The sequence below is a fragment of the Sphingomonas sp. AP28 genome (genome assembly GCF_056680455.1).
The window spans coordinates 3,808,773-3,833,419 of sequence record NZ_CM155283.1; the positions used below are offsets into that span (position 1 = coordinate 3,808,773).

Here is a 24,647-nt window from a genome sequence, read left to right on the forward strand (position 1 = left end):
TTCGCAACGCGGGTTGCGGGAGATCGGCCGGGTTTCGATCCATCCTCTGCACAGGATCTGCACGACAAGCGAACGGACTGCACACGGACCTCGCGATCCGATGCTGACGGCACTGCGGCAACGCTGTCCTCGACAAACGGGGAGTGCGAAGATGAATTGTCGTGGAAGTCTGGTGGCCAAGATCGGCGCTGCCCTGGCGCTGATCGTTCTGGCGGAGATATTGATCGCCGATGGCAATGGCGCAGTGGTGGGTGGGTTTGCATTCGCCTGGATCATCGCCCTAGTCCTGACGCGTAGGGCGATCTGGAACGACGGGGCGGCGCTACTGGCATTGATTGCCGGCGCCGGATTGGCGGTGGTGCTCGTCGACGATCCGAGCGTCCTTGGCTGGGTTCTGTTCTGGACGGCGATCTCGCTTGCTGCGCTCCTGCCGCGACACCGGTTCGACGATGCGCTCGTCTGGGCTCGCAGGCTTGGCTGGCATGCGATGTCCGCCGTCATTGCACCGTTGAAGGATGCTGCGCGGCTGTCGATGGTCCACCAGCGTCGAGGGCCGCCCTCCGGCGGCATCCGCGCAATCGGGGCTGTCGTCGCGTTGCCCCTGTTGGGCGGCGTGGTTTTCGTTGGGCTGTTCGCGAACGCCAATCCGCTGATCGGTCAGGCATTCTCGCGGATCGTGCTGCCGGATCCGTGGGCGGTGACATGGCGGACGGTGTTCGGGCTCTGTGTGCTGGTTACGATCTGGGCAAGCTTGCGGCCAAGCCGGCGCACGACGCGGGCATCGCGTATGGACGAACGCTCGATCGGCATGGCGTTCGAGCCGGGGGTGGCGTTCGAGCCGGGGGTGGCGACGCTGGTTCTTTCGCTCGTGACGTTCAACGTGATTTTCGCGGTCGAAAACACGCTCGACATCGTGTTTCTGTGGAGCGGCGCGGGACTGCCTGCGGGCGTGACGATGGCGGACTATGCGCACCGCGGCGCGTATTCGTTGATCGTGACTGCGCTGCTCGCTGCGGTGTTCGTGCTGCTGGCTTTACGTCCGGGCAGTGCAGCCGCCGCGAGCCCGCTGGTGCGACGTCTAGTAACGGTCTGGCTCCTCCAGAACCTGCTGCTGGTCGCGTCGAGTGCGTTGCGAACGCTCGATTATGTCGACGCCTACGGAATGACGGTTCTGCGGCTGTCCGCGCTTGCGTGGATGGGCCTCGTGGCCACGGGACTGGCGCTGATCGGCTGGCGACTGCTGGCACGCAAGTCGGCGGCGTGGCTGATCAACGCCAATGCGCTGGCGGCTGTCACGGTTTTGGTGGCGGCGAGCGTCGTCGATCTTGGCGCGACCGCCGCGGCGTGGAATGTCCGCACGACGCTCGCCAGAGGCAAGGCGGGACCGCCGCTCGACCTCTGCTATATGGCGCGGCTCGGGTCCCCGTCGCTGGTCTCGCTGGCGATGCTGGAGCGGCATGCGAAACGGGCCGGTCTGCGCGACCGGCTGGCCTATCTGCGGTGGGAAAACCAGACCGAAACTGCGGACGCGCAAGCCGATTGGCGCCGCTGGACGCCGCGCAACGCGAGACGGCTCGCGACGGTCCGGGCGATGTCCGGTACCAAGGCGCCGCGTCTGCGGTCGGCGCCGGACGGACGGCGTTGCGACGGGGTGATCCTGCCGCCGCTTGCGGTGGAGGGTCCGTCAGCGCCGCCGTCCGCTCCAGCGCCGCAGATGCCCGCGCCTGGCATTCCGGCACCAAAGCCGTTGACGCCGGGTGCGCAACGATGATCCTGTGCCCGATGCCTCGCACCATCCTGGTCGTCGACGACGATCCTCATATCCGCCAGCTGCTCGTGTTCGCGTTCGAGAAGGCCGGGCTCGGCGCGATCGAGGCGGCGGACGGCGAGGCCGCGCTGGCGCTCGTCGAGACGCATGCGCCCGACCTGGTCGTGCTCGACATCAACATGCCGCGGATGGACGGGCTCGAGGTGTGTCGACGCCTTCGTGGCGGAGAGGGCAGGGCGGACATACCGATCCTCTTCCTGTCGAGCCGCGACGACGAGATCGACCGGGTGCTCGGCATCGAGCTCGGCGCCGACGATTATGTCGTGAAGCCGTTTTCGCCGCGTGAGGTGGTGGCGCGCGTGATGGCGATCCTGCGACGCACCTCCGCGCGGGCGCCGAACGTCGAGGACGGGCGCGATCTCTCGCATGGCCGGTTGCGGCTCGACCTGGAGGGATGGGGCGCGCTGTGGAACGAGGTCGAGATCGCACTGACCGTGACCGAGTTCCAGATCCTCCGGCTGCTCGCGTCGATGCCGGGCCGCGTGTTCAGCCGCGACGCGATCATCGATCGGCTGCACGGCCCCGGTTTTGCGGTCACCGACCGGACGATCGACAGCCACATCCGCAACCTGCGCGCCAAGTTCGCGAAGGCTGGCGCCGACGACCTGATCGAGACACGCGCCGGGATCGGCTATCGCCTCGGATCGTGCACGGGCGCGTGATCGGCAGGATCAAGGACTGGGCGAAACGCCACTGGCCAAGGTTGCGGTTGCGGACGATCCTGTTTGCGACGCTGTTCCTGGTCGCCGCGCTTCCGGGTTTCGGTGCGGTCTTCCTGCGCGTCTATGAGAACACGCTCGTCCGGCAGACCGAGGCGGAGCTGGTCGCGCAGGGGGCGGCGCTGTCCGCGACGGCGGCGGCGCTCTGGCCTGCCGCCCCGCCCGGTCGGGTTGCGCGTTATGACGTTGCAGGCGACGCCACCCCCTATGTGCGGGCGCCTGCTTCCGGCATCGACCTGAGCACGACGCCGATCGGCGCGGAGCGGCCACCGGTCGCGGCCGGCGCGAAACCGTCGCCCGATGCAGTGGCCATCGCCTCCCGGCTTTCGCCGATCATGGACGCGACGCGGTCTACCACATTCGCCTCGATCATCCTGCTCGACCGTAACGGCAGTATCGTCGCCGGGAGTTCAGCGGTCGGCAGTTATGTCGCACTCCCCGAAGTTGCCGCGGCGTTGGCCGGCCAAGCCTCGACCATGCTCCGTCGCAACGGCGCCTACCGCGCGACCTATCGCTTCGAATGGCTGTCCCGAGCCGCGGCGATCCGCGTCCATTACGCGTGCCCTATCATCGTCCGCGACCGCGTGGTCGGCGTGCTGCTGCTGTCGCGTTCGGCCCGTGCGCTGTTCCGGGGATTGTACGAAGACCGCGGCAATATCGCGCTGGGCATCGCGGCGATCTTCGGCTTGCTCGTGGTGCTCAGCGGCGTCATCTCCCGCGGGATCACACGCCCGATCGAGCAGCTCGGCGCGGCGACGCGCGCCGTCGCGAGCGGCCGCGGTCGCGTTCCCGATCCGCCGGCGACCGCGGCGATCGAGATCCAGGGTCTCTACGCCGATTTTGCGGTGATGGCGGCGGCAATCGATCGTCGCTCGCGCTATCTGCGCGACTTCGCCCACGCGGTCAGCCACGAGTTCAAGACCCCGCTCGCCGGCATCCGCGGCGCGGTGGAATTGCTGCAGGATCACCCGGACATGGCGACGGAAGACCGGCGCCGTTTCCTCGCCAACGCCGACGCGGATGCGCGCCGGCTTGCGCTGCTGGTCACGCGGTTGCTCGATCTTGCACGCGCGGACATGGGCGAGCCGGGTGAGGACAGGACGGATGTCGCTCAGGTCGTCGCGCGTGTGGCCGATGCTTCGCGAACGGTCGGGTTCTCGATCGAAATCATGGGCCCGGACGTGCTGCCTTTCGCAACCGTACCGGCAACGACCCTGGAAGCCGTACTCGGGACGCTACTCGAAAACAGCAGGCAGGCTGGCGCGCGATCCGTGACGATCCGGTTGTCGACCGCGGATACGCATTTGGAAGTTCGCGTGCAGGACGACGGACCCGGCGTTCCTCTTGCCGATCGAGGGCGGCTCTTCGAGCCCTTCTTCACGACGAAGCGAGATATGGGCGGGACAGGCCTCGGACTTGCAATATCGCGTTCTATGATCGAGGCGCAAAAGGGCAGTTTGACTATATTGGATAGCGAAACAACGACCTTCGTCATCCATATCCCCTCGGTGGGTGGTGCGAAGGATGGCCGGGTGTAAAGCGTGACCATGACGATACGGCTCATCTGCCTCGATGCCGACGACACGCTCTGGCACAATATGCGGCACTTCAATGCGGCCGAAGGTGCGTTGCTGGAGATGCTGCGTCCGTTCGCCGATGCGCATGCTGCACGCCCGGCACTGGAAGCGTGCGAGGCGCGCAACCTGCCGCTTTACGGTTACGGTGCGAAGGGCTTCACGCTGTCGATGATCGAAACCGCAGTCGAGCTTTGCGGTGCCGATCTGAAGCCGACGATGGTCGCGGACATTCTGGCGGCAGGCCGGTCGCTGCTTGCGCACCCGGTCGAGCTGTTCGACGGGATCGCGCGGACGCTGGAGCAGCTAGCCGATCGCGGTCGGCTCGTTCTCTTCACCAAGGGTGACCTGTTGCATCAGGAGGCGAAGCTTGCCGCGTCTGGGCTCGGCGATCGCTTTTCTGGTGTCGAGATCGTCAGCGACAAGACCGCCGATACCTTCACACGGCTGTTCGAGCGCTATGCGGTGCAGCCTGCCGAGGCGGTGATGGCAGGGGATTCGATGCGCTCCGACGTGCGTCCGGCGCTGGAGGCTGGGGCGTGGGCGGCCTATGTTCCGCAGGACGGTGCGTGGGCTCATGAACATGCGACGCCTCCCGAGGATTCGGATCGTTTCGAGACGCTGGGAAGCCTGGCCGAACTGCCCGCGCTGATCGATCGCATCAATCGCGGCTGGCCTTCGGTTCGGGCAGGTGCCTTAGTCAAAACGCCTTCGGGTCGATCGTCATCTGCTTGCCCTTCATCGTACCGCTGCGTTTGCCGCTTCCGACCAGATCCCACACCTTCTTGGGCGAGGGCAGGGCCGTGAACGACGGAAAAACGGACGTCGTGCCTTCGACATCCTCCAGCGACACCGCATAGGTCCCGCTCTTGTCGATCTGGCCCATCACCGAAGGATAGACGCTGACGACACGACCGGCGTCGTAGAGCGCCATGATGTAACCGCCCGCGCCTGCGCCCGCGCCCGCGACCGACCGATAGACGCCGTATTCGGTGCTCGCGCTTCCGTCGCGGCACCAGGTTGGATGCACCTGAGGGGTAGGCTTTTTCTCCGTTTTTGCCTTCGCTGCCATGGTGCCGGCCATCAGGGACATCAGCAGGTCGCCACCGTTCGGTTTGGCCTGTTTGGCCTTGGTGAAGGTCAGCGGCGTGGCGCAAGTCTTGACCGGGGCGGCCGCAATGGTCGCGGTGGTAGTGGAGGGCGGCCAGCGGACGGCCTTGATCACCTGTTGCAGGCTGGCGTCGAGCTGGTCCCCTGTCAGTGTCTTCGCACTCATGCGGATGCTGACGATCCATTCGCCAACGGGTACGACCGCAAGGGCGGTGCTCCGATATGCGCCGTCGGGTGTGGCATAGACCTGGCGCAGGGACGTCGGCGACCCGCTGTTCGCTGCGGCGAAGGCGATCGGATCGGCGCTGGCGGGGGCGGCATGGCGGAAGATGTCGCGGGTTTCGAGTGCGGTCTGCGAGCGATCGAACCACAAGGCCACGTCGGGTATCGCCGGGTGGAAGAGGTAGATCGTCGCGAACATGCTCTTGTCCGCCACGTCATATTGCGCAGCCACGTCATGCTCGGTCTCGGTCGCATCGGTAAGCGTGGTGCGCGAAAGATCGGCCAGCTGCGGCATGAGGATCAGGCCCGTTTCGGCATGTTTCCAGCCCTTGTCGGCCGGCACGCCCAGGTCCCGCGCCGCGACTGGCGTTGCAACGACCAGCGCTAATATCAGTACCCACTTATTCACGCGCGTCCCCCTTTTTGCGGGGATCATGTGCCGGCTTCGCATTGGTGGCAAGGACGCGCGTAAACGCTCATTTAGGGGTCGGTGGACCCAGCACAGACTCACCACTTTGCCCGCCTATTGGATCGCCGGCTTGACCTCTGCACGAGCGATCGCTCCCCCCTAAGCTGGCGGGTGGCTCCGTCCCTATTGCGCGGCTGGAACTACGATACAGATGCACCGGTGACAGTCTAGCTCAGTGGCCAAAGGCAGAGCGTAGTCGGTCTATTGGCGTCTTATCGTCACTCTGCATATTCCGTTTTTTTTTCCCGGATCATGGACGCCATTCGCAACAGCTCGACGTAATCCGAGTCCTGAAAAACTGCGATGGCGGGGAGGCCGGAGGGAGGCCAGGACATGAGCCGTTCGGACGACTCAAACCAAAAAAACACGCGGGATCAATATTGCTCAATGACAGTTTTACTACAGATTAATCTTCGAACGGTAATCCGGCCGGCATGAAAATCCAGCGATTTTACGGAATAGATACCTGGCGAGCTGCACTTCTCATATTTGGTGTGATGGCTCACTGCGCCGAGGTGAACAAAGTTAACGGCAAGCTTTCGATATTCACACTGATAATTTTCATGTCACATGCATTTCGTATGGAGGCATTTTTTGCCGTCTCAGGGTTCCTAGCTGCGTTTGCTCTCAAAAAAGATCCTACTCATTTCATCATCAGCCGCTTCCGAATAATCGCCATACCGCTGGCGGTCGTCTTGGGCGTGATAATGCCGCCCCTCGGATTCGCGGGAAGCTCGCTACATCACCTCTGGTTTTTAGTGACCCTGCTGGGAGCGAGTTGGTTAGCTTATTCTCTAGAACAGGCCGGAATAATCGACCGCTGTCTCATCGCAACTAGAGGCTGCACCGGCTATCAGTTGTTGATGATTTTTTTGATAGGTTCCAACCTTGCTAGCGTTGCCTGCTTCATACTTATTGATATCTTTACGAAGACCGGGTCGGTATCGGACGTTCATAGCCTTGTTGGAACACTCCTGCAAAGTCCCTACTATTGCGTCTTTTACTTCGCTGGACTGTATATTTCCAGATCCGCTACGGTACGCGAGAAGCTACTAAACGTGAATTTAATGCGTATCGGATTAGCGAGTATGTGTTTGGTCAGTCTACTATTCGTGCAATACTACGAAACATTGTTGAACGCGAAGCACGATATGTTAAGTGGTCTGATTACAGCCTCGCTGGTTTCCCTCAGCGCGGCTGCAATGGCAGTGATAGTGATAGGAACCGGATTGTCGTCCTCGAAGCCTCGAGGGCTGGTAATGCGCTTTTCGGCCGCTTCCTATACCATCTATTTGCTGCATTTCCCGATCATCGCGGGGATCAACCATGTCGTCAGAAAATTGGACATGAACGAATTCGAACGATTTAGTGTGCTATTCATCCTGACGTCTGCCGTTTCGTTCTTTATACATGAGCAAATACTACGACGCAGCCCAATGCTCCGTTTGCTGCTGAATGGTCGGGGCGGCCTTAGTGAAACCGCAGTTTACAAGACCCTGATCAAATCGCTTGATCATTTAATGACGAAACTGACCAGCAGTAATCCGTCGAAAAGGCAGTCATACTGACTTGAAGTGGCGACCAACCTCGCTAACCGCCTTTTCCGGCTTTCCTGGGTGGCGTTTGATGGCAAACAATATGAATCGGCGCCATTTTTTGGGCGGAGCCCTGTCAACGCTCGGCATCCCATTGACGCTGAGTGCGTGCGGTGGGCAGGCAACGACTTCGATTGAAACGCCAGTGGTGTCTGGCCCGACGCCAACGCCGTCGGCGCCGCCGATAACCACTCCGGCGCCAGTGCCCGCTCCAGCTTTGCCGGCCGTCAAAATTGCGCTGGCAGGTTCTAGTAGTCCCGCGGAATATTTATCCGAGTATGATGGTCCCGGAGCTTCCCAAGCCGTTAGGGTAACCAGAGACGGATCTCAGTTTTCCATCCTTGAGAAGGGTGCTTTCGGTAAAATAGCGGGACAAGCCATCAATCGGTCGACGGGTAGGTCTGTCGACTACATTGACGCTGGGGCGAAAGGTACAACTCTCAAGCAATGGGCATCGAAGGACTCGGTGTACCGTTTGAGGCTTATCGATCTGATCAAGGCGTCTGGAGGCGCCGATATAGTATTGCTGCAGGTAGGACGTAATGACGCAGCTTTCGGGCTGGTAGCAAGCCGTCAAGGCCAGCTCGATATGATCAAAAGCGTAATTGCTGACATCAGAGTATCCTGCGGCCAACCCGATATTCTATTTGTTCTGGGCGCGAGCCAAGATCTCCCTGGAGTAGATGCCGCAACCCAAGAGCTTCTCGCGCTCCAGCGGTTAGCTGAGTTGGATGCCGCGGCGTCGATAAGTAACGTGTGGTATGGGTTCTCGACATACGACCTACCAACACGGGATGGCATTCATCAATCCGAAGAGGGCCAAATCGTCTCTGGTGCTCGATTCGCTGAACAAGTCATTTCATATGTGGGCAAAACAACCCCGCCAAGGGGTCCTCGTGGTGCATCAGCGGTCCGTATTGATGCAACGACCTTGAACCTCGATCTAAACGTGTTTCAAGGTCTTTCATTTGAACCCGATACGAATATTTCCGGTTTCTATATTCGTGATCAAGCTGGATTGTTCGCGGCTACTGCCGTCAAGACCAGTCCTACGACCGTGCGGATTACACACAAGGCACAAGGCGCTACAAATTTTGAAATCCGCTACGCTTTAGATGCTGACCTAGACTCTAAAATTTGCCTTCACGATACATCGTCTACCCGGCGCCCCATGGAACCTCTGATGATGGTTGTATAAATGTATCGGGCGGGTTGGGGCACTATTACCGACGCCTCCTGGCTGTGCATCGCTTTCTGAATACACGCCAGATCGCCGCCGACGCCTGACGATCCCGTTTATCCCGTTTAATGACACCGTGACTCCGTAACTCAGGCCGATTTATTGCTTCCTGCACGATTGGGATCACCAAGAGTGTCATTGGTTAGGGAAGGGCGCTCATCGATAACGAAGCGCCAGCTAACGGGCACGTTGTCGACCTGCTTCGCGCTGGTCCTGATCAAAGTGGCCCGTACGATCTAGATCGCCAATTCGACCATGATTCGCCTTCGCGATACTCTCTGTCGAGAAGCGCAGCGGCAACGAACTCGCCGGGGCTCGACATGGCTGGCCAGTGCCGCGCCTGCTCGAGCAACAACGACGATGCGCTGATCGAGCATCTCGCCGCGTCGATGTTGGAGAACTGAATGAAGTGGGGCGAGGACCGACCGGCATGTGCGTGGCGAGCGCGACGTGGAGACGGCGTCCCGTGAGATGGCAGTTGCTACCCAACAAGCTCTGGCGCTGCCTAGACGCGTCGCGGGGAGCATTCCTAATACGTGTTTCTACACGTGCTCGTCGGGGCACCGTCTCACTTCACAGATCGCAGAATATCGCGAACGGAACGCGTAAGTGGCATTGTCGCTTCATCGCAGCGGGTCGAGCTTTCTCCAGACGCCTCCCCGCTACAGTGCCTTATGCCATTTTCCCGCTGGCGAGCGTCGCAATGGCAAGCCGGATAGAGCGCTTCGATTTGGTCCGTCGAACGTCACTCAATTTTCCCTGAAGGACATGGTTCGCATCTTCGCCGTGTCTAGCAACAGTGTAGCGCAGACGTTCGCGTGCTTCCATACGCTCTTCATCAGTTGCCAAAATGCGATCCAGAAGCATAGATGTCTGGTTAATCACGTTAAGCATGTTTCGATCCCAACCCGTTATACGGCTTTGATATTGGGCGACTTATTAAATATTCGTATCTCCATCCGCACAACCGTTTGGCTAACTTTGAGTTAGCGATAATCTGCTCGTTACAATCGGCCCAGCAGGGCTGAGATCGTTACAAAGAGTATCTTGATCAACAGCGCTTAACGCGTTCTTCAGCGCCGGGTGAGACGAAGGTTGATGAGTTTCCATGACCATTCATCCCCTAAACCAAGCTGGCTACCGGACGATGCGCGGATCGTTAAACGAACGCCGATTCACCTCCCCGTGTTCTTAACGGTGCCGGGAGGCGAGCCGTTGTCTGCCACTGTGATCGATATCGCCACCCACGGTTTCCGGGTCCAGTCGGGCTATTCCGTAAAGATGGGCCAGTTTCTGGCGATAGAAGTACCAGCGTTTTCCCGCTATTCAGGCTGGGTTGCTTGGGCGCACTCCGGCGAGTTCGGTTTGGATGTAGCCAATCCGCTGCCCGAACCGGTGGTAAATCATATCCTCAGCTTAGCGTCACGGGACTAGGTCCTGACTCCCAGCTCTACCTCAGCACGACGAAACAGATCGGCAGAATGAATTGTGCCGGTGCCGTCTTGGCACCACTTCGATCATTCTTAAATCATTGCGCTCTGGATCGCACTCATCGTTTTAATGATCGCGCTCAGCACCTTTGGGCGCAGAGAGGCGATCCTCGACCTCCACGATCACCAGATCGACCGCGGGTTGGTCTCCTTCCTCGACACTGCAACGCCCGAATATTTCGACCGCGATTGCTACGACGCCGGCAAGCAGCTCGAGAGCGCGTCAATCGAAGCAGGGATCTGCAAGCCTGTCCTGAACGCCGATGGCACCCCCAAGATGCACCCACCCACGCGCAAGTCAGGCGAGACTGAAGGCCGCCCAGTTCTGAGAGGGAAGGGCGCGCAGATCCCGCTGCCGCATACGGTGATCACCGAGATGAATTGGCGCGGCGTGGTTGAAGCGCAGATCGATGCGGCGTCGGGCCATGCCGGGGAGGGGGGCGAACAAGCGCAACTATCGTCACCTGCGTTCCGACCATCTCGACGAGTTGATCACCGTGGTCGAGGATTGCTGGCAGGAGATGCGGCGCTTCGCAAGCATGCACCTGCGGTACCAGTGTCGTCAGCCTTGCTTCGACACGCGCAGGTAAGAGGCTAGAGAATGACTCTTCTGCAGCATTTTCCGCGTGGTGGAGCCGAGGGGAATCGAACCCCTGACCTCCGCAGTGCGATTGCGGCGCTCTCCCATCTGAGCTACGGCCCCGCGCGGTCGGCCACAGGCCGTAGTCGATGATCTAGCGGCTCGATTTGGGCGTTGCAACCGGGTTGATCGGACGGGCCCCTTCACCCTCTCGCACGTCGTCGCTTTGCAGCGTCGTGTCGCCGTCAAGTCACCGCAAAGACAGGAACATTTCCCGCATCCGGGGCTTGTAATGCTCGGAATGCACGACGCCGCATACGACGACGCCGGCAGCCGCAGGACAGCAATTAGGAGGTTCCTATGGTCTACGAACGCAACACCCGAGATCCCCAGTCGGGCGACTATTTCGGCCGGCCCAACTCGCAGGATTACGGTCGCGATTTCCGCTCCGACGGTGGAGGCTACGGCCGCTCCAGCGCGCGCGAGTATGAAGCTGCCGGTGAATTTGATCGCGACGACAACCGTGGTGGCCGTGGTCAGGGATATCAGGGGCGTGACGACCAGGGACGCGGCGACCAATATGGTCGCGAGCAGGGCGGTCGTGACTATTATGGCGGCCACAATGACCGCTCGCAGCCATCGGGCGGTGAGCGCTACGGGCAGTCGCGCTACGGCCAGGGTTCGAGCCAGGGTTATGGCCAGCAGGGTAACGGGCAGCAGGGCTATGGCCAGCAGCGGTCTGGACAAGGCTATGGCCAGCAGTCCTACGGCCAGCGCAGCCAGGGTTCGGGCGATACCGAATATCACGGCAGCTACGCATCGGATGGCCGTCGCTTCGAGGACGTAGGTCGCAACCGCGATGCCGATGACGATAATCGCCGCAGCAACGCGTCGCGTGGCGGGAACCGCGATTGCGGCCGTCAGCCGCAGGGTTACGACTATGACGATCGCGGTTTCATCGCTCGCGCGGGTGACGAAGTACGCTCGTGGTTCGGTGACGACGAGGCCGAGCGCCGTCGCGAAGCCGATGCGCGCTATGACGAGCGCGCCTATGGTTATTCGGGCAGTTCGGACAGCCGGTCGTTCGGCAACCGTTCGTCGAATACGCACGATGATCACTATCATAGCTGGCGCAGCACGCAGATCGCGGCGCTCGACCGCGACTATGACGAGTATCGCAACGAGAACCGCTCCAAGTTCGAGAACGAGTTCTCGTCGTGGCGGACCGAGCGCCAGGGGCAGCGCAGTTCGCTATCGCAGGTTACCGAGCACATGGAAGTCGTCGGCTCCGACGGCAGCCATGTCGGCACGGTCGACAAGGTGAAGGGCGACCGGATCCTGCTGACCAAGAACGATCGCGATGCGGGCGGCGTGCACCACTCGATCCCGTCGCGCTGGATCAAGACCGTAGACGGCAAGGTCACGCTGTCGAAGTCGGCCGACGAAGCCAAGGCGGCGTGGAAGGAAGAAGAGCGCAACTCGGCGATGTTCGAGTACGGCGATCGCACCGGCGGCGACAAGAAGGATGCCGGTACCAGCGGTTATGCTTCGAGCTCGCAAACGGGCAGCACGGCGACCGGCACGGCATCGGGCACCGGCGGCACGACGACCGGCGGCACCGCCACTGGCACGACGTCGGACACGCTCGGCAAGTCGGGTTCTACCACGTACTAACTGTTTGAAGGCGTTGGCTGGCGTCGCATGATGTCAGCCGAATAGGGGCCCGGGCGGAAACGTCCGGGCCTTTTTGCAGGTTGCGTTGAGTGTGCGTTTCGCCATACCCGCAACACGAATAATCAAGACAGGAGCAAGTTTATGGCCCGTGCATGGAGCCTGAAGGCACGTCCGCAAGGCATGCCGAAGCATACCGACTTCGCCATGATCGATCTCGATACGGCCACGCTCGGCGCCGGCGAGGTGCGTGTCGCCAATCGCTGGCTGTCGGTCGACCCGTACATGCGCGGGCGGATGAACGACGTGAAGAGCTATGTCCCGCCATTCGCGCTGGGCGAGGCGATGCAGGGCGGCGCGGTCGGCGAAGTGGTCGAGAGCAACGACGACGGCATCAAGGTCGGCGACATGGTGCTGCACATGGCGGGGTGGCGCGACGAGGCGGTGGTGCCGGCGGCGCAGGTGCAGAAGCTGCCCGCGCTTGATGTTCCCCCACAGGCGTTTCTCGGTCAGCTCGGCATGCCGGGGATGACTGGGTATTTCGGCCTGCTCCAAGTCGCCGAAGCCAAGGCGGGCGACACGGTGTTCGTGTCGGCGGCGGCGGGTGCGGTCGGCTCGACCGTGGTGCAGGTCGCCAAGGCCAAGGGCATGACGGTGATCGGCTCGGCCGGCGGCGCGGAGAAATGCGCTTGGGTGAAGTCGCTCGGCGCGGATGCGGTGATCGACTATAAGAGCGACGTGCCGGTGGTGAAGGCGCTCGGCGAGGCCGCTCCGAAAGGTATCGACGTGTATTTCGATAACGTCGGCGGCGAGCATCTCGACGCGGCGCTGGCGCATGCGCGGATGCACGCGCGGTTCGCGGTGTGCGGGATGATCGACGTCTATAACAGCGGGGCTGCGACGCAGCTGAAGTATCTCGCGCGGCTGATCGGTAACCGTGTGCAGATCCGCGGGTTCATCGTCAGCGACTACATGAATCGCGCCGAGGAGTTCTACAAGGACATGGGCGGGATGCTGGCGGCGGGGACGTTGAAGCGGCAGGAGACCGTGCACGAGGGGCTCGAGACGATGCCGGACGCGTTCCTCGGGCTATTCTCCGGTGGGAACACGGGGAAGATGCTCGTCAAGGTTTGAGCAGGAGCCGGCCGGGGGACGAACTTTGGCATGTGTCCCGGCCGCTCTCTTGTTCTCCCGCGAAGGCGGGAGCCCAGTCTGGGTCCCCGCCTTCGCGGGGAAACAAGCTAGCTAAGTTCTCGTTACAGCCACTTCGCTTGCTTGAATTTCACGTACAGCGCGGCGCAGACGATCCCGATCACGCCCAGTACGACGAAATACCCGTATTCGGTCTTCAGCTCGGGCATGTTCTCGAAGTTCATGCCGTAGATCCCGGCGATCGCGGTGGGGACGGCGAGGATCGCGGCCCAGGCGGCGAGCTGGCGGGTGATCGCGCCGGTGCGTTGCTGTTCGAGCAGGTTGCTGAATTCGAACACAGAGGTCAGCACTTCGCGCAGGCCCTCGACCATCGTCTGCACGCGGCGGACGTGGTCGAGCACGTCGCTTAAATACGGTTTCGCCTCGGTATCGATGCAGGGGAGGTCGAGGCGGACGATCTTGCCCGCGACCTCGCCCATCGGGCCCAGGATGCGCTGGAAGCGGATCATCTCGCGTCGGAGTCCGAAGATGCGGACGATCTCGTCGCGGCCTAGGAACGCGTCGATCGTGCGTTGTTCCATCGCCAGCACCTCGTCCTCGATGCTCTCGACGATCGGAAGATAGCCGTCGACGACGTAGTCGAGGATCGCGTGGAGGACGTAGTCGACGCCGTTGATCAGCAAGGTCGGCGCGGCTTCGAGCTGTTCGCGCAACGCCTTGTGCGAGCGTGCCGAGCCGTGGCGGACGCTGATGATGTGGCTGTGGCCGACGAAGATCGCGGTTTCGCCGTATGCGATCTTGTCGTCTTCGAGTTGCGCGGTGCGGGCGACCGCGAATAACTGGTCGCCATAGACGTCGATCTTGGGGAGCTGGTCCGCCTTGATCGCGTCCTCCACCGCGAGCGGATGAAGGTTATACTGGTCCTTGAGCGTCCGCATCTCGGCGTCGGTCGGGTCGCAGATGCCGATCCAGACGAACTCCGAGCGATCCGCCGGGCAATCGACCTTTTCGTCGATCGAGACCGCGCGGACGCGCTTGCCATGGCGATAGAGATACGCGGCGACGACCGTCATGGAGCCTCGAGGATTACGCTAACGAGGCCCGCGCCGGTATCAGAACGCCGGGAGGACCGCACCTCGATAATGCTGCTCAATGAAGGTCTTGGTGGCCGGACTGCGCAGCGCGGCGATCAGCTTCACGACGCGCGGATCCTTCTCGCCGCTGGGCAGGCCGACGACGAAATTGACGTAGGGGCTGTTCTTGTCCTCGATCGCGAGCGCGTCGCGGACCGGGTTGAGCTTCGCATCGAGCGCATAGTTGGTATTGATCAGCGCGAGATCGACCTCGCCGAGCGTGCGGGGCAGGGTGGCGCCCTCCAGCTCCTTGAATTGCAGGTTCTTCGGGTTGGTGGCGATGTCGTTCAAGCTCGACAGCGGGTTGGTCGGGTTCTTGAGCGTGATGAGCCCGGCCTTCTGGAGCAGCAGCAGCGCGCGGCCGCCGTTGCTTGGCTCGTTCGGGATCGCGACGGTCGCCCCGTTGGGGATCTGCGCGATCGACTTCCACTTGCGCGAATAGGCGCCGAGCGGTTCGACGTGGACGCCGGCATAGGTCACCAGATGCGTGCCGCGCGAGGCGTTGAACTCGTCGAGATACGGCTTGGTCTCGAAATAGCTGACGTCGATCTGCTTCTGCTCGACCTGGAGGTTGGGCTGGACGTAGTCGTTGAAGACGCGGATCTGGAGGTCGACGCCTTCCTTGGCGAGCGTCGGCTTGATCGACTCCAGGATTTCCGCGTGGGGCACCGCGGTCGCGGCGACGGTCAGCGTCTTGCCGTCATTGGTCTTGGTACCACCGCAGGCGGCGAGCGCGAGCAGCGAGAACGAGGCGAGCAAGGTGCGGCGGTTCATGGCGATTCCTAGCGGCGTTAAATCAGCGGCGGGTGAAGTGGCGGGCGAGCGCGTCGCCGGCATATTGGATGATCTGGACGAGCACGACCAGCAGCACGACGGTTACGACCATGACGTCGGTCTGGAAGCGCTGATAGCCGAAGCGGATCGCGAGATCGCCGAGTCCGCCCGCACCGACAACGCCCGCCATCGCGGTGAACGAGACGAGCGCGACCGCGGTGACGGTGGCGCCGGCGATCAGTCCGGGCAGCGCCTCGGGGATCAGCGCGCCGGTGACGATCTGGCGCGTGGTGGCGCCCATCGCCTGCACCGCCTCGATCGTGGTGCGGTCGACTTCCTTGAGCGATCCTTCGACGAGCCGTGCGTAGAAGGGCGCGGCACCGACGACGAGCGGGGGGATGGCGCCGGCGACGCCTAGCGAGGTGCCGACGAGCATGACGGTGAGCGGGATCATCACGATCAGGAGGATGATGAACGGCACCGAGCGGAGGATGTTGACGATGATGCCGAGCACGGCGTTGGCGACGCGGTTCTGCGACAGGCGGCCCCGGTCGGTGAGGTAGAGCAGGACGCCGAGCGGCAGGCCGAACGTGATCGTCAGGATCAGCGATCCGCCGAGCATGATCAGCGTGTCGAGGCAGGCCTGGCCGATGTCCGACCAGTCGATGTTGGCGAAGAAGCTCATGCCGCCAGCGCCGCCAGCATGCGCTGCGTCGCGGGGTGGGCGGCGTTGGCGAAGATGTCGGCGACGTCGCCGGTCTCGACGATGCGGCCGCGTTCGAGGACGGCGACGCGGTCGCAGACGTAGCGGACGACGTCCATTTCGTGGGTGATGAGGACGATCGTCAGGCCGAGGTCTCGGTTCAGCTCTCTGAGGAGGGTCAGCACCGAGCGCGTCGTTTCGGGGTCGAGCGCGCTGGTGGCTTCGTCGCAGAGGAGGATGTCGGGGTCGGTGGCGAGCGCGCGGGCGATGCCGACGCGCTGTTTCTGGCCGCCGGAGAGCTGGGCAGGATATTTGGTGGCGTGATCGGCGAGACCTACGCGGTCGAGCAGTGCGGCGACTTTCGTCTCGCGTTCGGCTTTGGCGACACCAGCTAGTACTAGCGGGAACGCGACGTTTGCCGCGACCGTGCGCGACGAGAGCAGTCCGAAGTTCTGGAATATCATGCCGATGCGGCGGCGTAGCGCGCGCAGGTCCGCCGCCGACAGTGCCGCGACGTCGACGCCATCGACCTCGACGCGGCCCGACGTCGGGCGTTCGAGCGCGTTGATAAGGCGGATCAGCGTAGACTTGCCTGCGCCGGACTGGCCGATGACGCCGAATACGCCGCGCGCCGGGATTTGGAGCGATACGCCGTCCAGTGCCGCCGCCTCGCTTGCCGGGTAGGTTTTAACGACGTCGATCAGGCGGATCATGCGGTGCCCATGACCTGCGTCGCGAACCGCTCCATTTCCTCGGCCTGCGGGCTCATCTGGAGCAGCAGCAGGTCGAGACCGGCGGCTTCGTACTCCGCGACACGCTCCTTCAACTGCTCGGGCGTGCCGACCAGATTGGGGCGCAGGCCGCGGTTGGAGACGGAGTATTCCTGGATCTTCAGCTCGCGTTCGAGCTGCGTGCCCGATAGCCACTGGTCGAAGTTCGCATAGCCCGCGGGGAGTTCGGTGACGCTGGTGATGCGGTCGAGCTCGCGCTTGGCCTCCGCCTCGCTGTCGCGGACGATCGCGTAGGCGGCCATGCCGTACTGCATCGGCGCGCCGCCGGCTGCCTCGCGTCGCGCGGCCATGTCGGCGATCTTCGGGGCGATCGCCTCCGCCGGGTCGCCGTGCATGACGTACGCGTCGCACTGCGCGGCGATCATCGCCTTGGCCTTCTCGCTCTCGCCGCCGGCATAGACGGTCGGGCGCTTGGCGGGCTTGGGGGAGCAGATCGCCTGTTCGGTGGTGTAGAACTGGCCCGCGAAGTCGAAGCGCTCCTGCGTCCAAAGCCCGTCGACCACGGTCAACCACTCGGCGGTGCGCGCGTAGCGATCGTCGTGCTGGTCGAACTGGAGGCCGTATTGCTTGGCCTCGTCCGCCCACCAGGACGAGACGACGTTCAGCGCTAGGCGTCCGCCCGAGATCCGGTCGATGTTCGCCGCCGCCTTGGCGAACAGCGCGGGGTGGTGGAAGTTCGGGCGGACCGCGACCATCAGCTCGATACTGTCGGTCACCGCCGCGAGCGCCGCTGCGGTCGACCACGCATCGAGCGCAGGCTGTTCGATGCCCTTGATATCGTTGAGGTTCAGCTCGGCGATCAGCGTCAGGTCATAGCCCCAGCGCTCGGCATTCTGCGTCAGCGCCTTGGTGTAGGCCCAACTCGCCTCCATCCCCTCGTCGGGGACGTTGCGAAGCCAGCCGCCGAAGACGGGAGTCCAGTAACCATAGCGCATCAGCGGGCCTTCTCGATCTGTTCGATCAGGTAATCGACGAGGCGGTCGTGCGGATCCCAGCCGAGCATGTCGAGGGGCTTGGCGACGAAGTTCGACAGTGCGTTGATGTCGTAGAAGCGCGCGACGCCGTCGCGGTCGTCGATCATCACCTCGACCCCGCCGACGTCGAGATCGACCGTACGGGCGATCGCTTCGGCGGCGTCCTTCAAGGTCTGCGAGGGCTCGACCGCGGCCATCCTGATGCCGGAGCCGGGGACGACGCACGCGTCCGCCGGGCAGAGATCGAACGCGCCGCCGCCTGCGACCTCGATTGCGTAGAGGAGTTTGCGGTCGAGCGTTTCGATCCGGGTGATCGCACCGTCGCGGACGGGGACGTATTCCTGGACCAGCAGGACGCCGTCGACGCTGCTTGGCAGGCCGCTGTCAGCGACTGCGGTGCGCAGTTCTTCGAGGCTGTCGAATCGGATGATGCCTGCGCCGGATCCTCCGATGTTCGCCTTCACGACCAGCGGGAAGCGGAGCGTCTCCGCGGCGGGGACGACGTCGGCGGCGCGGTGGACGACGCGCGTCTCGGGGATAGCGAGGCCGAGCGAGGCGATCAGCGACAATTGCCGGGCCTTGGAGGCATCGATCGCGAGGACGTCGGTGCCGTTTACCACGCGCGCACCAGTGCGGCGCCAGTGATCGAGCATCGCCATCGTGTCGAAGATCGGATGCTCGTTGTTGCGCAGGAAGCTCGACATCGCGATGCGGTTGAAGACGACGGGGGCGGGGGCGCTCTCGTCGGCGGGGTTCCAGAAGTCGTCGGGCGTGGCGCGGGTGAACGCGACGCCGCGGCGGTCGAGGGCGGCGAACAGCGGTTCGAACCAGAGCGGGTGCTCGTAGAGAATGGCGAGATCGGTCATCGCTCTCCGGATACGCATTGCGCGCGGGCGTGCAAACCCAAGCAAAACTTTGCGGCGCGCAATATCGTGTCGCGGGGCCGCTGACAGCGAGCGGTGGAGGCGGTAGCGTGGCGGATGATCTCCAGATTCGTCACGCTCGCTCTTGCCGTTCTCGGCGCCGTTTCCGTCTCGGCGCAGGAGGCTCCGCTTGCGCCGCCGCCTGTTGCTCCGGCGACCGTCTCGATCGTGATGACGACGAGCGAGGGGCCGATCACGCTGGCGCTGGAGAAGGAGCGTGCGCCGCTGACGACCGCGAACTTCCTGCGGTATGTCGACCAGAAGCGGCTTGATGGGGTGACGTTCTATCGAGCGATGAAGCTGGGGGCGGATTCTGGGTTGATCCAGGGCGGGCCGCGGGGTGATGCGAAGCGGCTGCTGCCGCCGGTGAAGCACGAGCCGACCAGCCAGACCGGGCTGTCGCATGTCGACGCGACGATCTCGATGGCAAGGTTTGCGCCGGGGAGTGCGACGGCGGACTTCTTCATTACCGTCGGGCCGGTGTTGTCGCTCGATGCTAATCCGGCGGGGAGTGGGGACACGGCCGGGTTCGCGGCGTTTGGGCATGTGGTGGAGGGGATGGATGTGGTGAAGCGGATTCTTGCTGCGCCGACTTCGCCGACTGCTGGGGTTGGGGTGATGAAGGGGCAGATGATTGCTGCGCCGGTTCAGGTGCTGACCGTGCGTAGGGTGAAGTAAGGCTAGGCCTTACGTGGTTTGATTAACGCCGCCACCCCGGCGGAGGCCGGGGCCCAGTTGGAAAGGTTGCAGTAACGGCGAACTGCGCGTCGTTATGGCGTCCCCCAACTGGGCCCCGGCCTTCGCCGGGGTGGTGGCTCGGGAGGCGGGCTATCGTGACCCAAAGCTGTTTCCCCGCGAAGGCGGGGACCCAGACTGGGCTCCCGCCTTCGCGGGAGAACAAGGAAGCGGGCGGTGCGGCTAGTCGTGCGCGCCTTCAGGCCGGTGCCATAACCCGGATTATCCCGGCCGCGACCTTCGCCGTCACCGGAGTCTTCGCCAGCACCTCGCCGTCGATCGAGATCGGCAGCGGCGGGATCGTGTTGATCTTCAGGCTCTTCCCCCGAAAATCGCGCACCTTTTCGTGGCGCGACTCTAGCCGGAACACGCTGGCATACCAGTTCTGCACCAGCCGCCGCTTCACATGCCCCATCACTGCCTGCACCACGATCTCCCCCGAATCGACCGCCGCCGCATCCACCAGTTCGGTGCCGCCGTGATACGGTCCGTTCGAGATCCGCACTTCGACCACGCGAATCCTCACTGCGGTCGGACCCTCGCCGACGATCAGCGTGAACGGACGGAAGCGCATGTACTGATACGTCGCCCACGCCAGATAGCCGACCTTGCCGAAGACCTTCTTCAACCCGTGCGGGACCGTCTCGGCGATCTTCGGGCTGATGCCCATCGCCGCACAGTTCGCGAAATAATCGCCGTCGATCATGCCGAGGTCGATCCGGCGCGGCTTGCCGGTGCGGATCACTTCGACCGCCCCTTCGATATTCAACGGAATGCCGAGCGTGCGCGCAAAACTATTGGCGGTGCCGAGCGGGAGCACGCCCAGGATCACGTCATGGCCGACCATCAGATCGACCAGCCCGCTGACCGTGCCGTCGCCGCCGCCGAGGATCAGCAGGTCGGGCTTCTTCGCGAGCGCCCGCAACACCGTCGCCTCCAGATCCTTCGGATCCTCGACCGCATGCGCGTCGACCTCATAAGGCAGCCCCGACATCGCCGCACACGCGCGCTTGAACAGCTTCTGGCCCTTGCGCGACTTGGCGTTGACGACGAGCGCGGCGGACGTGATCGTATCGTTCGACATAAGGCCCCCAACGCACGGCATGCGGTTTCGCACCCGTAACGCTTTGCCCGTAAAACTTGATCCGTCGCCGCGCATCCCGCAAAGCCCGCCGCATGACCGCAAGCTATCCCGCGCTTCGCCTCCGTCGCACCCGCGCCTCCGCCTGGAGCCGCCGCCTCCATGCCGAAACCGTGCTGACGCCCGCCGACCTGATCTGGCCGTTGTTCGTCGCCGAAGGTGAGGGCGTCGAGCAACCGATCGCCAGCCTGCCGGGCGTGTCGCGCTGGTCGGTCGACGGGATCGTCGCGCGCGGCCGCGAGGCGCGCGACCTCGGCATCCCGTGCATCGCGCTGTTCCCGTACACGCAGGTCGACCGTCGGACCGAAGACGGTCGCGAGGCGCTCAATCCGGACAACCTCATGTGCCAGGCGATCCGCGCGCTGAAGGATGCCGTGCCCGAGGTCGGCGTGCTGACCGACGTCGCGCTCGATCCGTACACGAGCCACGGTCATGACGGTCTGGTCGACGCGGCGGGCTATGTCGTCAACGACACCACCGCCGAGATGCTCGTCGCGCAGGCGCTCAACCAGGCAAATGCGGGCGCAGACATCATCGCGCCGTCGGACATGATGGACGGCCGGATCGGCATGATCCGCAGCGCGCTGGAAGCGGACTCGCACCACAACGTCCAGATCATGTCCTACGCCGCCAAGTACGCCAGCGCGTTCTACGGTCCGTTCCGCGTTGCGGTCGGCTCGCGCGGTCTGCTGAAGGGCGACAAGAAGACGTACCAGATGGACAATGCCAACGCCGAAGAGGCCTTGCGAGAGGTCGCGATGGACTTGGCGGAAGGCGCCGACACGGTGATGGTCAAGCCCGGCCTGCCGTATCTCGACATCATCGTCCGCGTTCGCCAGGCGTTCGAGGTGCCGGTGTTCGCGTACCAGGTGTCGGGCGAATACGCGATGATCGAGCACGCCGTCGCAGCCGGCGCGGCGGAGCGCGACGTGATGGTGCTGGAGACGCTGATGTCGTTCAAGCGCGCCGGCTGTTCGGGCGTGCTGACGTATCACGCGGCGCATGCGGCGAAATTGCTCGGCGGATGATCCAGACCGAACGGCTGATCTTGCGCGGCTGGCGTGATGACGATGCCGCCTTGCATCATGCGATGTGCGCCGATCCGGCAGTGATGGCGTATCTCGGGCCGGTGCCGACGCTGACCGAGTCCACCGCGGTGGTGGCACGCCAGAAGGTGATGTTCGCCGACTACGGCGCGTGCTTCTGGGCGCTCGAACGACGGGATACCGGCGCGTTTATCGGCTGGTGCGGGATCAAGCCGGGCCCGGTCGGCACGCCGATCGACGGGAAACCCGAGATCGGCTGGAGCCTCGTCCAAAGCGAATGGGGGCAGGGCTATGCGCGGGAGGCCGCGGAGGCTTCCCTCGCCTGGGGTTGGCGCGAGATGGACTTGCCGACGGTCTGGGCGATCACCGTCCCGGCAAACGCGGCCAGCCGCGCGCTCATGGAGCGGCTCGGGATGACTCGCGTGGTCGACGGCGATTTCGATCACCCGAAGCTCGGCGAAGATGACCCGCTTCGTCGCCATATTCTCTACCGGATCGACCGCCCCGCTTATGTCTGACACCGATGCGATGGAAGTGCGGCCGCTAATGGCACGCTGGTGCCGGACGATGTTCGTGGCGACGATCCTGACGGGATCGTTCCTGCTGTTCCTTGTCCAGCCGATGGTGGCGCGGATGGCGTTGCCGCGGCTGGGGGGCGCGCCGGCGGTGTGGAACTCGGCGATGCTGGTGTACCAGGCGTTGTTGCTGGCTGGCTATGCGTACGCGCATTGGCTCGGCCGGGTGCGGCCGCGGGCGCAGGCGGCGATCCACCTTGGCGTGTTGATCGTCGCGGCGTTGTGGTTGCCGATCGGGTTGATCGCGATGGACCTGCCGGCGGATGCGCTGCCGGCCTTGTGGGTGCCGTGGCTGCTCGGGCTGTCGATCGGGCCGTTGTTCTTTGCGGTCTCCGCGCAGGCGCCGCTGATCCAGCGCTGGTTCAGTGCGGCGAGCGGCGGGGGCGATCCGTATGCGCTGTACGCAGCGTCCAATCTCGGCAGTTTCGCAGGGCTGATCGCGTACCCGCTGCTGGTCGAGCCGCTGATGGCGGTGCACGGTCAGAGCCTTTTGTGGAGTGGCGGGTATCTGCTGCTGATCATGCTGGTGCTCGCCTGCGCCACGCGCCTGCCCAAGACCGCGGCAGTCGATCACGTTGCCGCGACCAGCGCGCCGCCGGGCGCGCGGCGGATCGCGCACTGGATCGCGCTGGCGCTCGTGCCGTCGGGAATGATGCTGGCGACGTCGACCTACATCACCACCGATATCGTCGCGATGCCGCTGCTGTGGGTGATTCCGCTTGGGCTGTACCTGCTGAGTTTCAGCGTGGCGTTCGCGAACGATCGCTGGCTCGCCGACCTGCTCACGCGGATCGCGCCCATCACCATATTGCTGTTCGGCGGGATCATCATGGGCGGGGTCAACGAACGCCCGTTCTTCAGCGCGGGGATCGCGCTGGTGTTGCTGTTCATGATCTCGGTTGCGCTGCACACCACGTTGTATCGCAAGCGGCCGGCGCCCGACCGGCTGACCGGCTTCTATCTCGCGATGTCGGCGGGTGGTGCGCTTGGTGGCGTGTTCGCGGCGCTGGTGGCGCCGGTAGTGTTCGACTGGACGTATGAGTATCCGCTGCTGATCCTCGCGGCTGGCGCGCTCGTGCCGCAGATTTATCTGTTCGGACGGTTCCGCGCGCTGTGGATGGGCAAGGGGCCGGCGAAGCACGTCGCGTTGCTCGCGATCGTCGTCGCGTTGGCCGTCCTTACCGGATTGCGGATCGGCAATCCCGATGGCGTGTTCGGCGAGGGGCGCCAAGGCCTCGTCTTCCTGGTGATAGCGGCGATCGGATTTGTCGCGATCGGCGCGCGGCGGCCGTACATGGTCGTGCTGGCGGGGGCACTGGTGCTGTTCGGCGGGTATCGGTCGCTCGAGTTCTCGCTCGATCCGGGCGCGCGCGTGCGGAGTTATTTCGGCGTCTATACCGTGCGAGACGAGCCGGGGCCGAACGGCGGCACGCGCGAACTCGATCATGGGACGACGGTGCACGGCATCCAGTTGCGCGGTTCGCCTGAGCGCGAGCGGACGCCGACGACCTATTACGCGGCAGGATCGGGCGTCGGGCAGGCGATGCAAGCCGCGCCTGCCTTGTACGGCCCGCAGGCGCGGATCGGTGTAGTCGGGCTCGGGACGGGGACGCTCTCCTGCTATGCGAGACCGGGGCAGCGCTGGCGGTTCTACGAGATCGATCCGGCCGTCGTACGGATCGCGCGCGACACCGGGCAGTTCACCTATCTGTCCCGGTGCCTGCCGAAGTCCGAGATTCGGATGGGCGATGCGCGGATCGCGCTGTCGCATGATGCGGCGGATAGTCTCGACCTGCTCGCGCTCGATGCGTTCTCTTCGGATTCGGTGCCGATGCACCTGATGACGCGCGAGGCGTTCGCGACCTATGGCCGGGTGCTGTCGCGAAACGGCCTGTTGCTGGCGCATATTTCCAACCGGTTCATCGATCTCGAGCCGGTGATCGCGGCGGCGGCGCAAGAGGGCGGGTGGACTGCGGTCGAGTTGAAATACCGTCCGTCGAGCTTGCTGGTCGATCGGGCGTCGGCGTCGGACTGGGTGGCATTGTCGCGTGACCCGCGCGCGATCGCCGCGTTGCAGTCGGGTGATCCGGCGTGGGCGCCGCTGGTGCCGCGCAAGGGCTTCACCGCATGGACCGACGATTATTCGACGATCCTGCCGTTGCTGAAGGGGTTCTAGCCGCCTGATCCTCCCCTTGGCGGGGG

The 24,647-nt window shown here is 63.7% G+C and carries 22 protein-coding genes, 1 tRNA gene and 1 pseudogene; 14 read left to right on the top strand and 10 right to left on the bottom strand.

Going from position 1 to position 24,647, the window contains the following annotated elements; all coding sequences use genetic code 11:
• Positions 1 to 172 precede the first annotated feature (172 nt).
• The 4 genes and pseudogenes from AC1MH0_RS17565 to AC1MH0_RS17580 all read left to right on the top strand — a co-directional run.
• Positions 173 to 1,771, top strand: coding sequence for a DUF4153 domain-containing protein (locus AC1MH0_RS17565; RefSeq protein ID WP_480963813.1), 1,599 nt, complete (start codon positions 173 to 175; stop codon positions 1,769 to 1,771).
• Between the two features lie 11 nt (positions 1,772 to 1,782).
• Complete coding sequence (locus tag AC1MH0_RS17570; RefSeq protein WP_480963814.1) at positions 1,783 to 2,490, top strand: response regulator transcription factor; 708 nt, start codon at positions 1,783 to 1,785, stop codon at positions 2,488 to 2,490.
• Positions 2,487 to 4,085 carry a sensor histidine kinase gene (locus tag AC1MH0_RS17575; RefSeq protein ID WP_480963815.1) on the top strand — a complete coding sequence of 533 codons (1,599 nt, stop codon included), beginning with the start codon at positions 2,487 to 2,489 and terminating at the stop codon, positions 4,083 to 4,085. The genes AC1MH0_RS17570 and AC1MH0_RS17575 overlap by 4 nt, the downstream gene beginning before the upstream one ends.
• A 9-nt stretch (positions 4,086 to 4,094) precedes the next feature.
• A pseudogene (locus tag AC1MH0_RS17580) lies at positions 4,095 to 4,784 on the top strand (HAD family hydrolase); the annotation flags it as partial.
• A 37-nt stretch (positions 4,785 to 4,821) separates the two neighbouring features.
• Here AC1MH0_RS17580 and AC1MH0_RS17585 read toward each other — a convergent pair.
• A complete protein-coding gene (locus AC1MH0_RS17585; protein ID WP_480963816.1) occupies positions 4,822 to 5,862 on the bottom strand; it encodes a hypothetical protein in 1,041 nt (346 codons plus the stop codon).
• A 494-nt stretch (positions 5,863 to 6,356) separates the two neighbouring features.
• Between AC1MH0_RS17585 and AC1MH0_RS17590 the strand changes: the two genes are divergently transcribed.
• Together AC1MH0_RS17590 and AC1MH0_RS17595 are read left to right on the top strand one after the other, a co-directional pair.
• Positions 6,357 to 7,490 carry an acyltransferase family protein gene (locus AC1MH0_RS17590; protein ID WP_480963817.1) on the top strand — a complete coding sequence of 378 codons (1,134 nt, stop codon included), beginning with the start codon at positions 6,357 to 6,359 and terminating at the stop codon, positions 7,488 to 7,490.
• A gap of 58 nt (positions 7,491 to 7,548) precedes the next feature.
• Positions 7,549 to 8,715 (top strand): hypothetical protein, encoded by a 1,167-nt coding sequence (locus AC1MH0_RS17595; protein ID WP_480963818.1) that lies wholly within the window; start codon positions 7,549 to 7,551, stop codon positions 8,713 to 8,715.
• A gap of 714 nt (positions 8,716 to 9,429) precedes the next feature.
• On the opposite strand, the gene AC1MH0_RS17600 is transcribed toward AC1MH0_RS17595, so the two are convergent.
• Complete coding sequence (locus tag AC1MH0_RS17600) at positions 9,430 to 9,651, bottom strand: hypothetical protein (protein ID WP_480963819.1); 222 nt, start codon at positions 9,649 to 9,651, stop codon at positions 9,430 to 9,432.
• A 204-nt stretch (positions 9,652 to 9,855) separates the two neighbouring features.
• Between AC1MH0_RS17600 and AC1MH0_RS17605 the strand changes: the two genes are divergently transcribed.
• Together AC1MH0_RS17605 and AC1MH0_RS17610 are read left to right on the top strand one after the other, a co-directional pair.
• Positions 9,856 to 10,191, top strand: coding sequence for a hypothetical protein (locus AC1MH0_RS17605; RefSeq protein ID WP_480963820.1), 336 nt, complete (start codon positions 9,856 to 9,858; stop codon positions 10,189 to 10,191).
• Positions 10,192 to 10,317: 126 nt separating this feature from the next.
• Positions 10,318 to 10,845: a hypothetical protein gene (locus AC1MH0_RS17610; protein ID WP_480963821.1), complete on the top strand. Its 528-nt coding sequence runs from the start codon at positions 10,318 to 10,320 to the stop codon at positions 10,843 to 10,845.
• A 29-nt stretch (positions 10,846 to 10,874) separates the two neighbouring features.
• Here AC1MH0_RS17610 and AC1MH0_RS17615 read toward each other — a convergent pair.
• Positions 10,875 to 10,950: transfer RNA gene (locus AC1MH0_RS17615), tRNA-Ala, on the bottom strand.
• A gap of 237 nt (positions 10,951 to 11,187) precedes the next feature.
• Here AC1MH0_RS17615 and AC1MH0_RS17620 point away from each other — a divergent pair.
• Positions 11,188 to 12,501 carry a DUF2171 domain-containing protein gene (locus AC1MH0_RS17620; RefSeq protein ID WP_480963822.1) on the top strand — a complete coding sequence of 438 codons (1,314 nt, stop codon included), beginning with the start codon at positions 11,188 to 11,190 and terminating at the stop codon, positions 12,499 to 12,501.
• 141 nt (positions 12,502 to 12,642) lie between these two features.
• On the top strand, positions 12,643 to 13,632 hold the full coding sequence (locus AC1MH0_RS17625) for an NADP-dependent oxidoreductase (protein WP_480963823.1): 990 nt from the start codon (positions 12,643 to 12,645) through the stop codon (positions 13,630 to 13,632).
• Between the two features lie 122 nt (positions 13,633 to 13,754).
• Here AC1MH0_RS17625 and AC1MH0_RS17630 read toward each other — a convergent pair whose 3' ends face one another.
• Genes AC1MH0_RS17630 through AC1MH0_RS17655 form a run of 6 tightly spaced genes read right to left on the bottom strand, consistent with a single transcriptional unit; the run spans position 13,755 to position 18,891 of the window.
• Complete coding sequence (locus AC1MH0_RS17630) at positions 13,755 to 14,723, bottom strand: magnesium and cobalt transport protein CorA (RefSeq protein ID WP_480963824.1); 969 nt, start codon at positions 14,721 to 14,723, stop codon at positions 13,755 to 13,757.
• A 39-nt stretch (positions 14,724 to 14,762) separates the two neighbouring features.
• A complete protein-coding gene (locus AC1MH0_RS17635) occupies positions 14,763 to 15,557 on the bottom strand; it encodes a MetQ/NlpA family ABC transporter substrate-binding protein (protein WP_480963825.1) in 795 nt (264 codons plus the stop codon).
• Positions 15,558 to 15,579: 22 nt separating this feature from the next.
• The gene (locus AC1MH0_RS17640; RefSeq protein WP_480963826.1) at positions 15,580 to 16,242 is read right to left on the bottom strand and encodes a methionine ABC transporter permease; all 663 of its coding nucleotides are present in this window, start codon (positions 16,240 to 16,242) and stop codon (positions 15,580 to 15,582) included.
• Entirely contained in the window at positions 16,239 to 16,973 is a 735-nt protein-coding gene (locus AC1MH0_RS17645; RefSeq protein WP_480963827.1) for a methionine ABC transporter ATP-binding protein, read from the bottom strand. The genes AC1MH0_RS17640 and AC1MH0_RS17645 overlap by 4 nt, the downstream gene beginning before the upstream one ends.
• Positions 16,970 to 17,986 carry an LLM class flavin-dependent oxidoreductase gene (locus AC1MH0_RS17650; RefSeq protein ID WP_480963828.1) on the bottom strand — a complete coding sequence of 339 codons (1,017 nt, stop codon included), beginning with the start codon at positions 17,984 to 17,986 and terminating at the stop codon, positions 16,970 to 16,972. Before AC1MH0_RS17650 ends, AC1MH0_RS17645 begins: the two co-directional genes overlap by 4 nt.
• Positions 17,986 to 18,891, bottom strand: coding sequence for an ATP-grasp domain-containing protein (locus tag AC1MH0_RS17655; RefSeq protein ID WP_480963829.1), 906 nt, complete (start codon positions 18,889 to 18,891; stop codon positions 17,986 to 17,988). The genes AC1MH0_RS17650 and AC1MH0_RS17655 overlap by 1 nt, the downstream gene beginning before the upstream one ends.
• A gap of 114 nt (positions 18,892 to 19,005) precedes the next feature.
• Between AC1MH0_RS17655 and AC1MH0_RS17660 the strand changes: the two genes are divergently transcribed.
• Entirely contained in the window at positions 19,006 to 19,626 is a 621-nt protein-coding gene (locus tag AC1MH0_RS17660) for a peptidylprolyl isomerase (RefSeq protein ID WP_480963830.1), read from the top strand.
• Between the two features lie 256 nt (positions 19,627 to 19,882).
• Here the strand turns inward: AC1MH0_RS17660 and AC1MH0_RS17665 are convergent, their stop codons facing one another.
• Positions 19,883 to 20,767, bottom strand: coding sequence for a diacylglycerol/lipid kinase family protein (locus AC1MH0_RS17665; RefSeq protein ID WP_480963831.1), 885 nt, complete (start codon positions 20,765 to 20,767; stop codon positions 19,883 to 19,885).
• A 92-nt stretch (positions 20,768 to 20,859) separates the two neighbouring features.
• Between AC1MH0_RS17665 and hemB the strand changes: the two genes are divergently transcribed.
• Genes hemB through AC1MH0_RS17680 form a run of 3 tightly spaced genes read left to right on the top strand, consistent with a single transcriptional unit; the run spans position 20,860 to position 24,621 of the window.
• Positions 20,860 to 21,852, top strand: coding sequence for a porphobilinogen synthase (hemB, locus tag AC1MH0_RS17670; protein WP_480963832.1), 993 nt, complete (start codon positions 20,860 to 20,862; stop codon positions 21,850 to 21,852).
• Positions 21,849 to 22,388 carry a GNAT family N-acetyltransferase gene (locus AC1MH0_RS17675; protein WP_480963833.1) on the top strand — a complete coding sequence of 180 codons (540 nt, stop codon included), beginning with the start codon at positions 21,849 to 21,851 and terminating at the stop codon, positions 22,386 to 22,388. Before hemB ends, AC1MH0_RS17675 begins: the two co-directional genes overlap by 4 nt.
• Complete coding sequence (locus tag AC1MH0_RS17680; RefSeq protein ID WP_480963834.1) at positions 22,381 to 24,621, top strand: spermidine synthase; 2,241 nt, start codon at positions 22,381 to 22,383, stop codon at positions 24,619 to 24,621. Before AC1MH0_RS17675 ends, AC1MH0_RS17680 begins: the two co-directional genes overlap by 8 nt.
• Positions 24,622 to 24,647 lie beyond the last annotated feature (26 nt).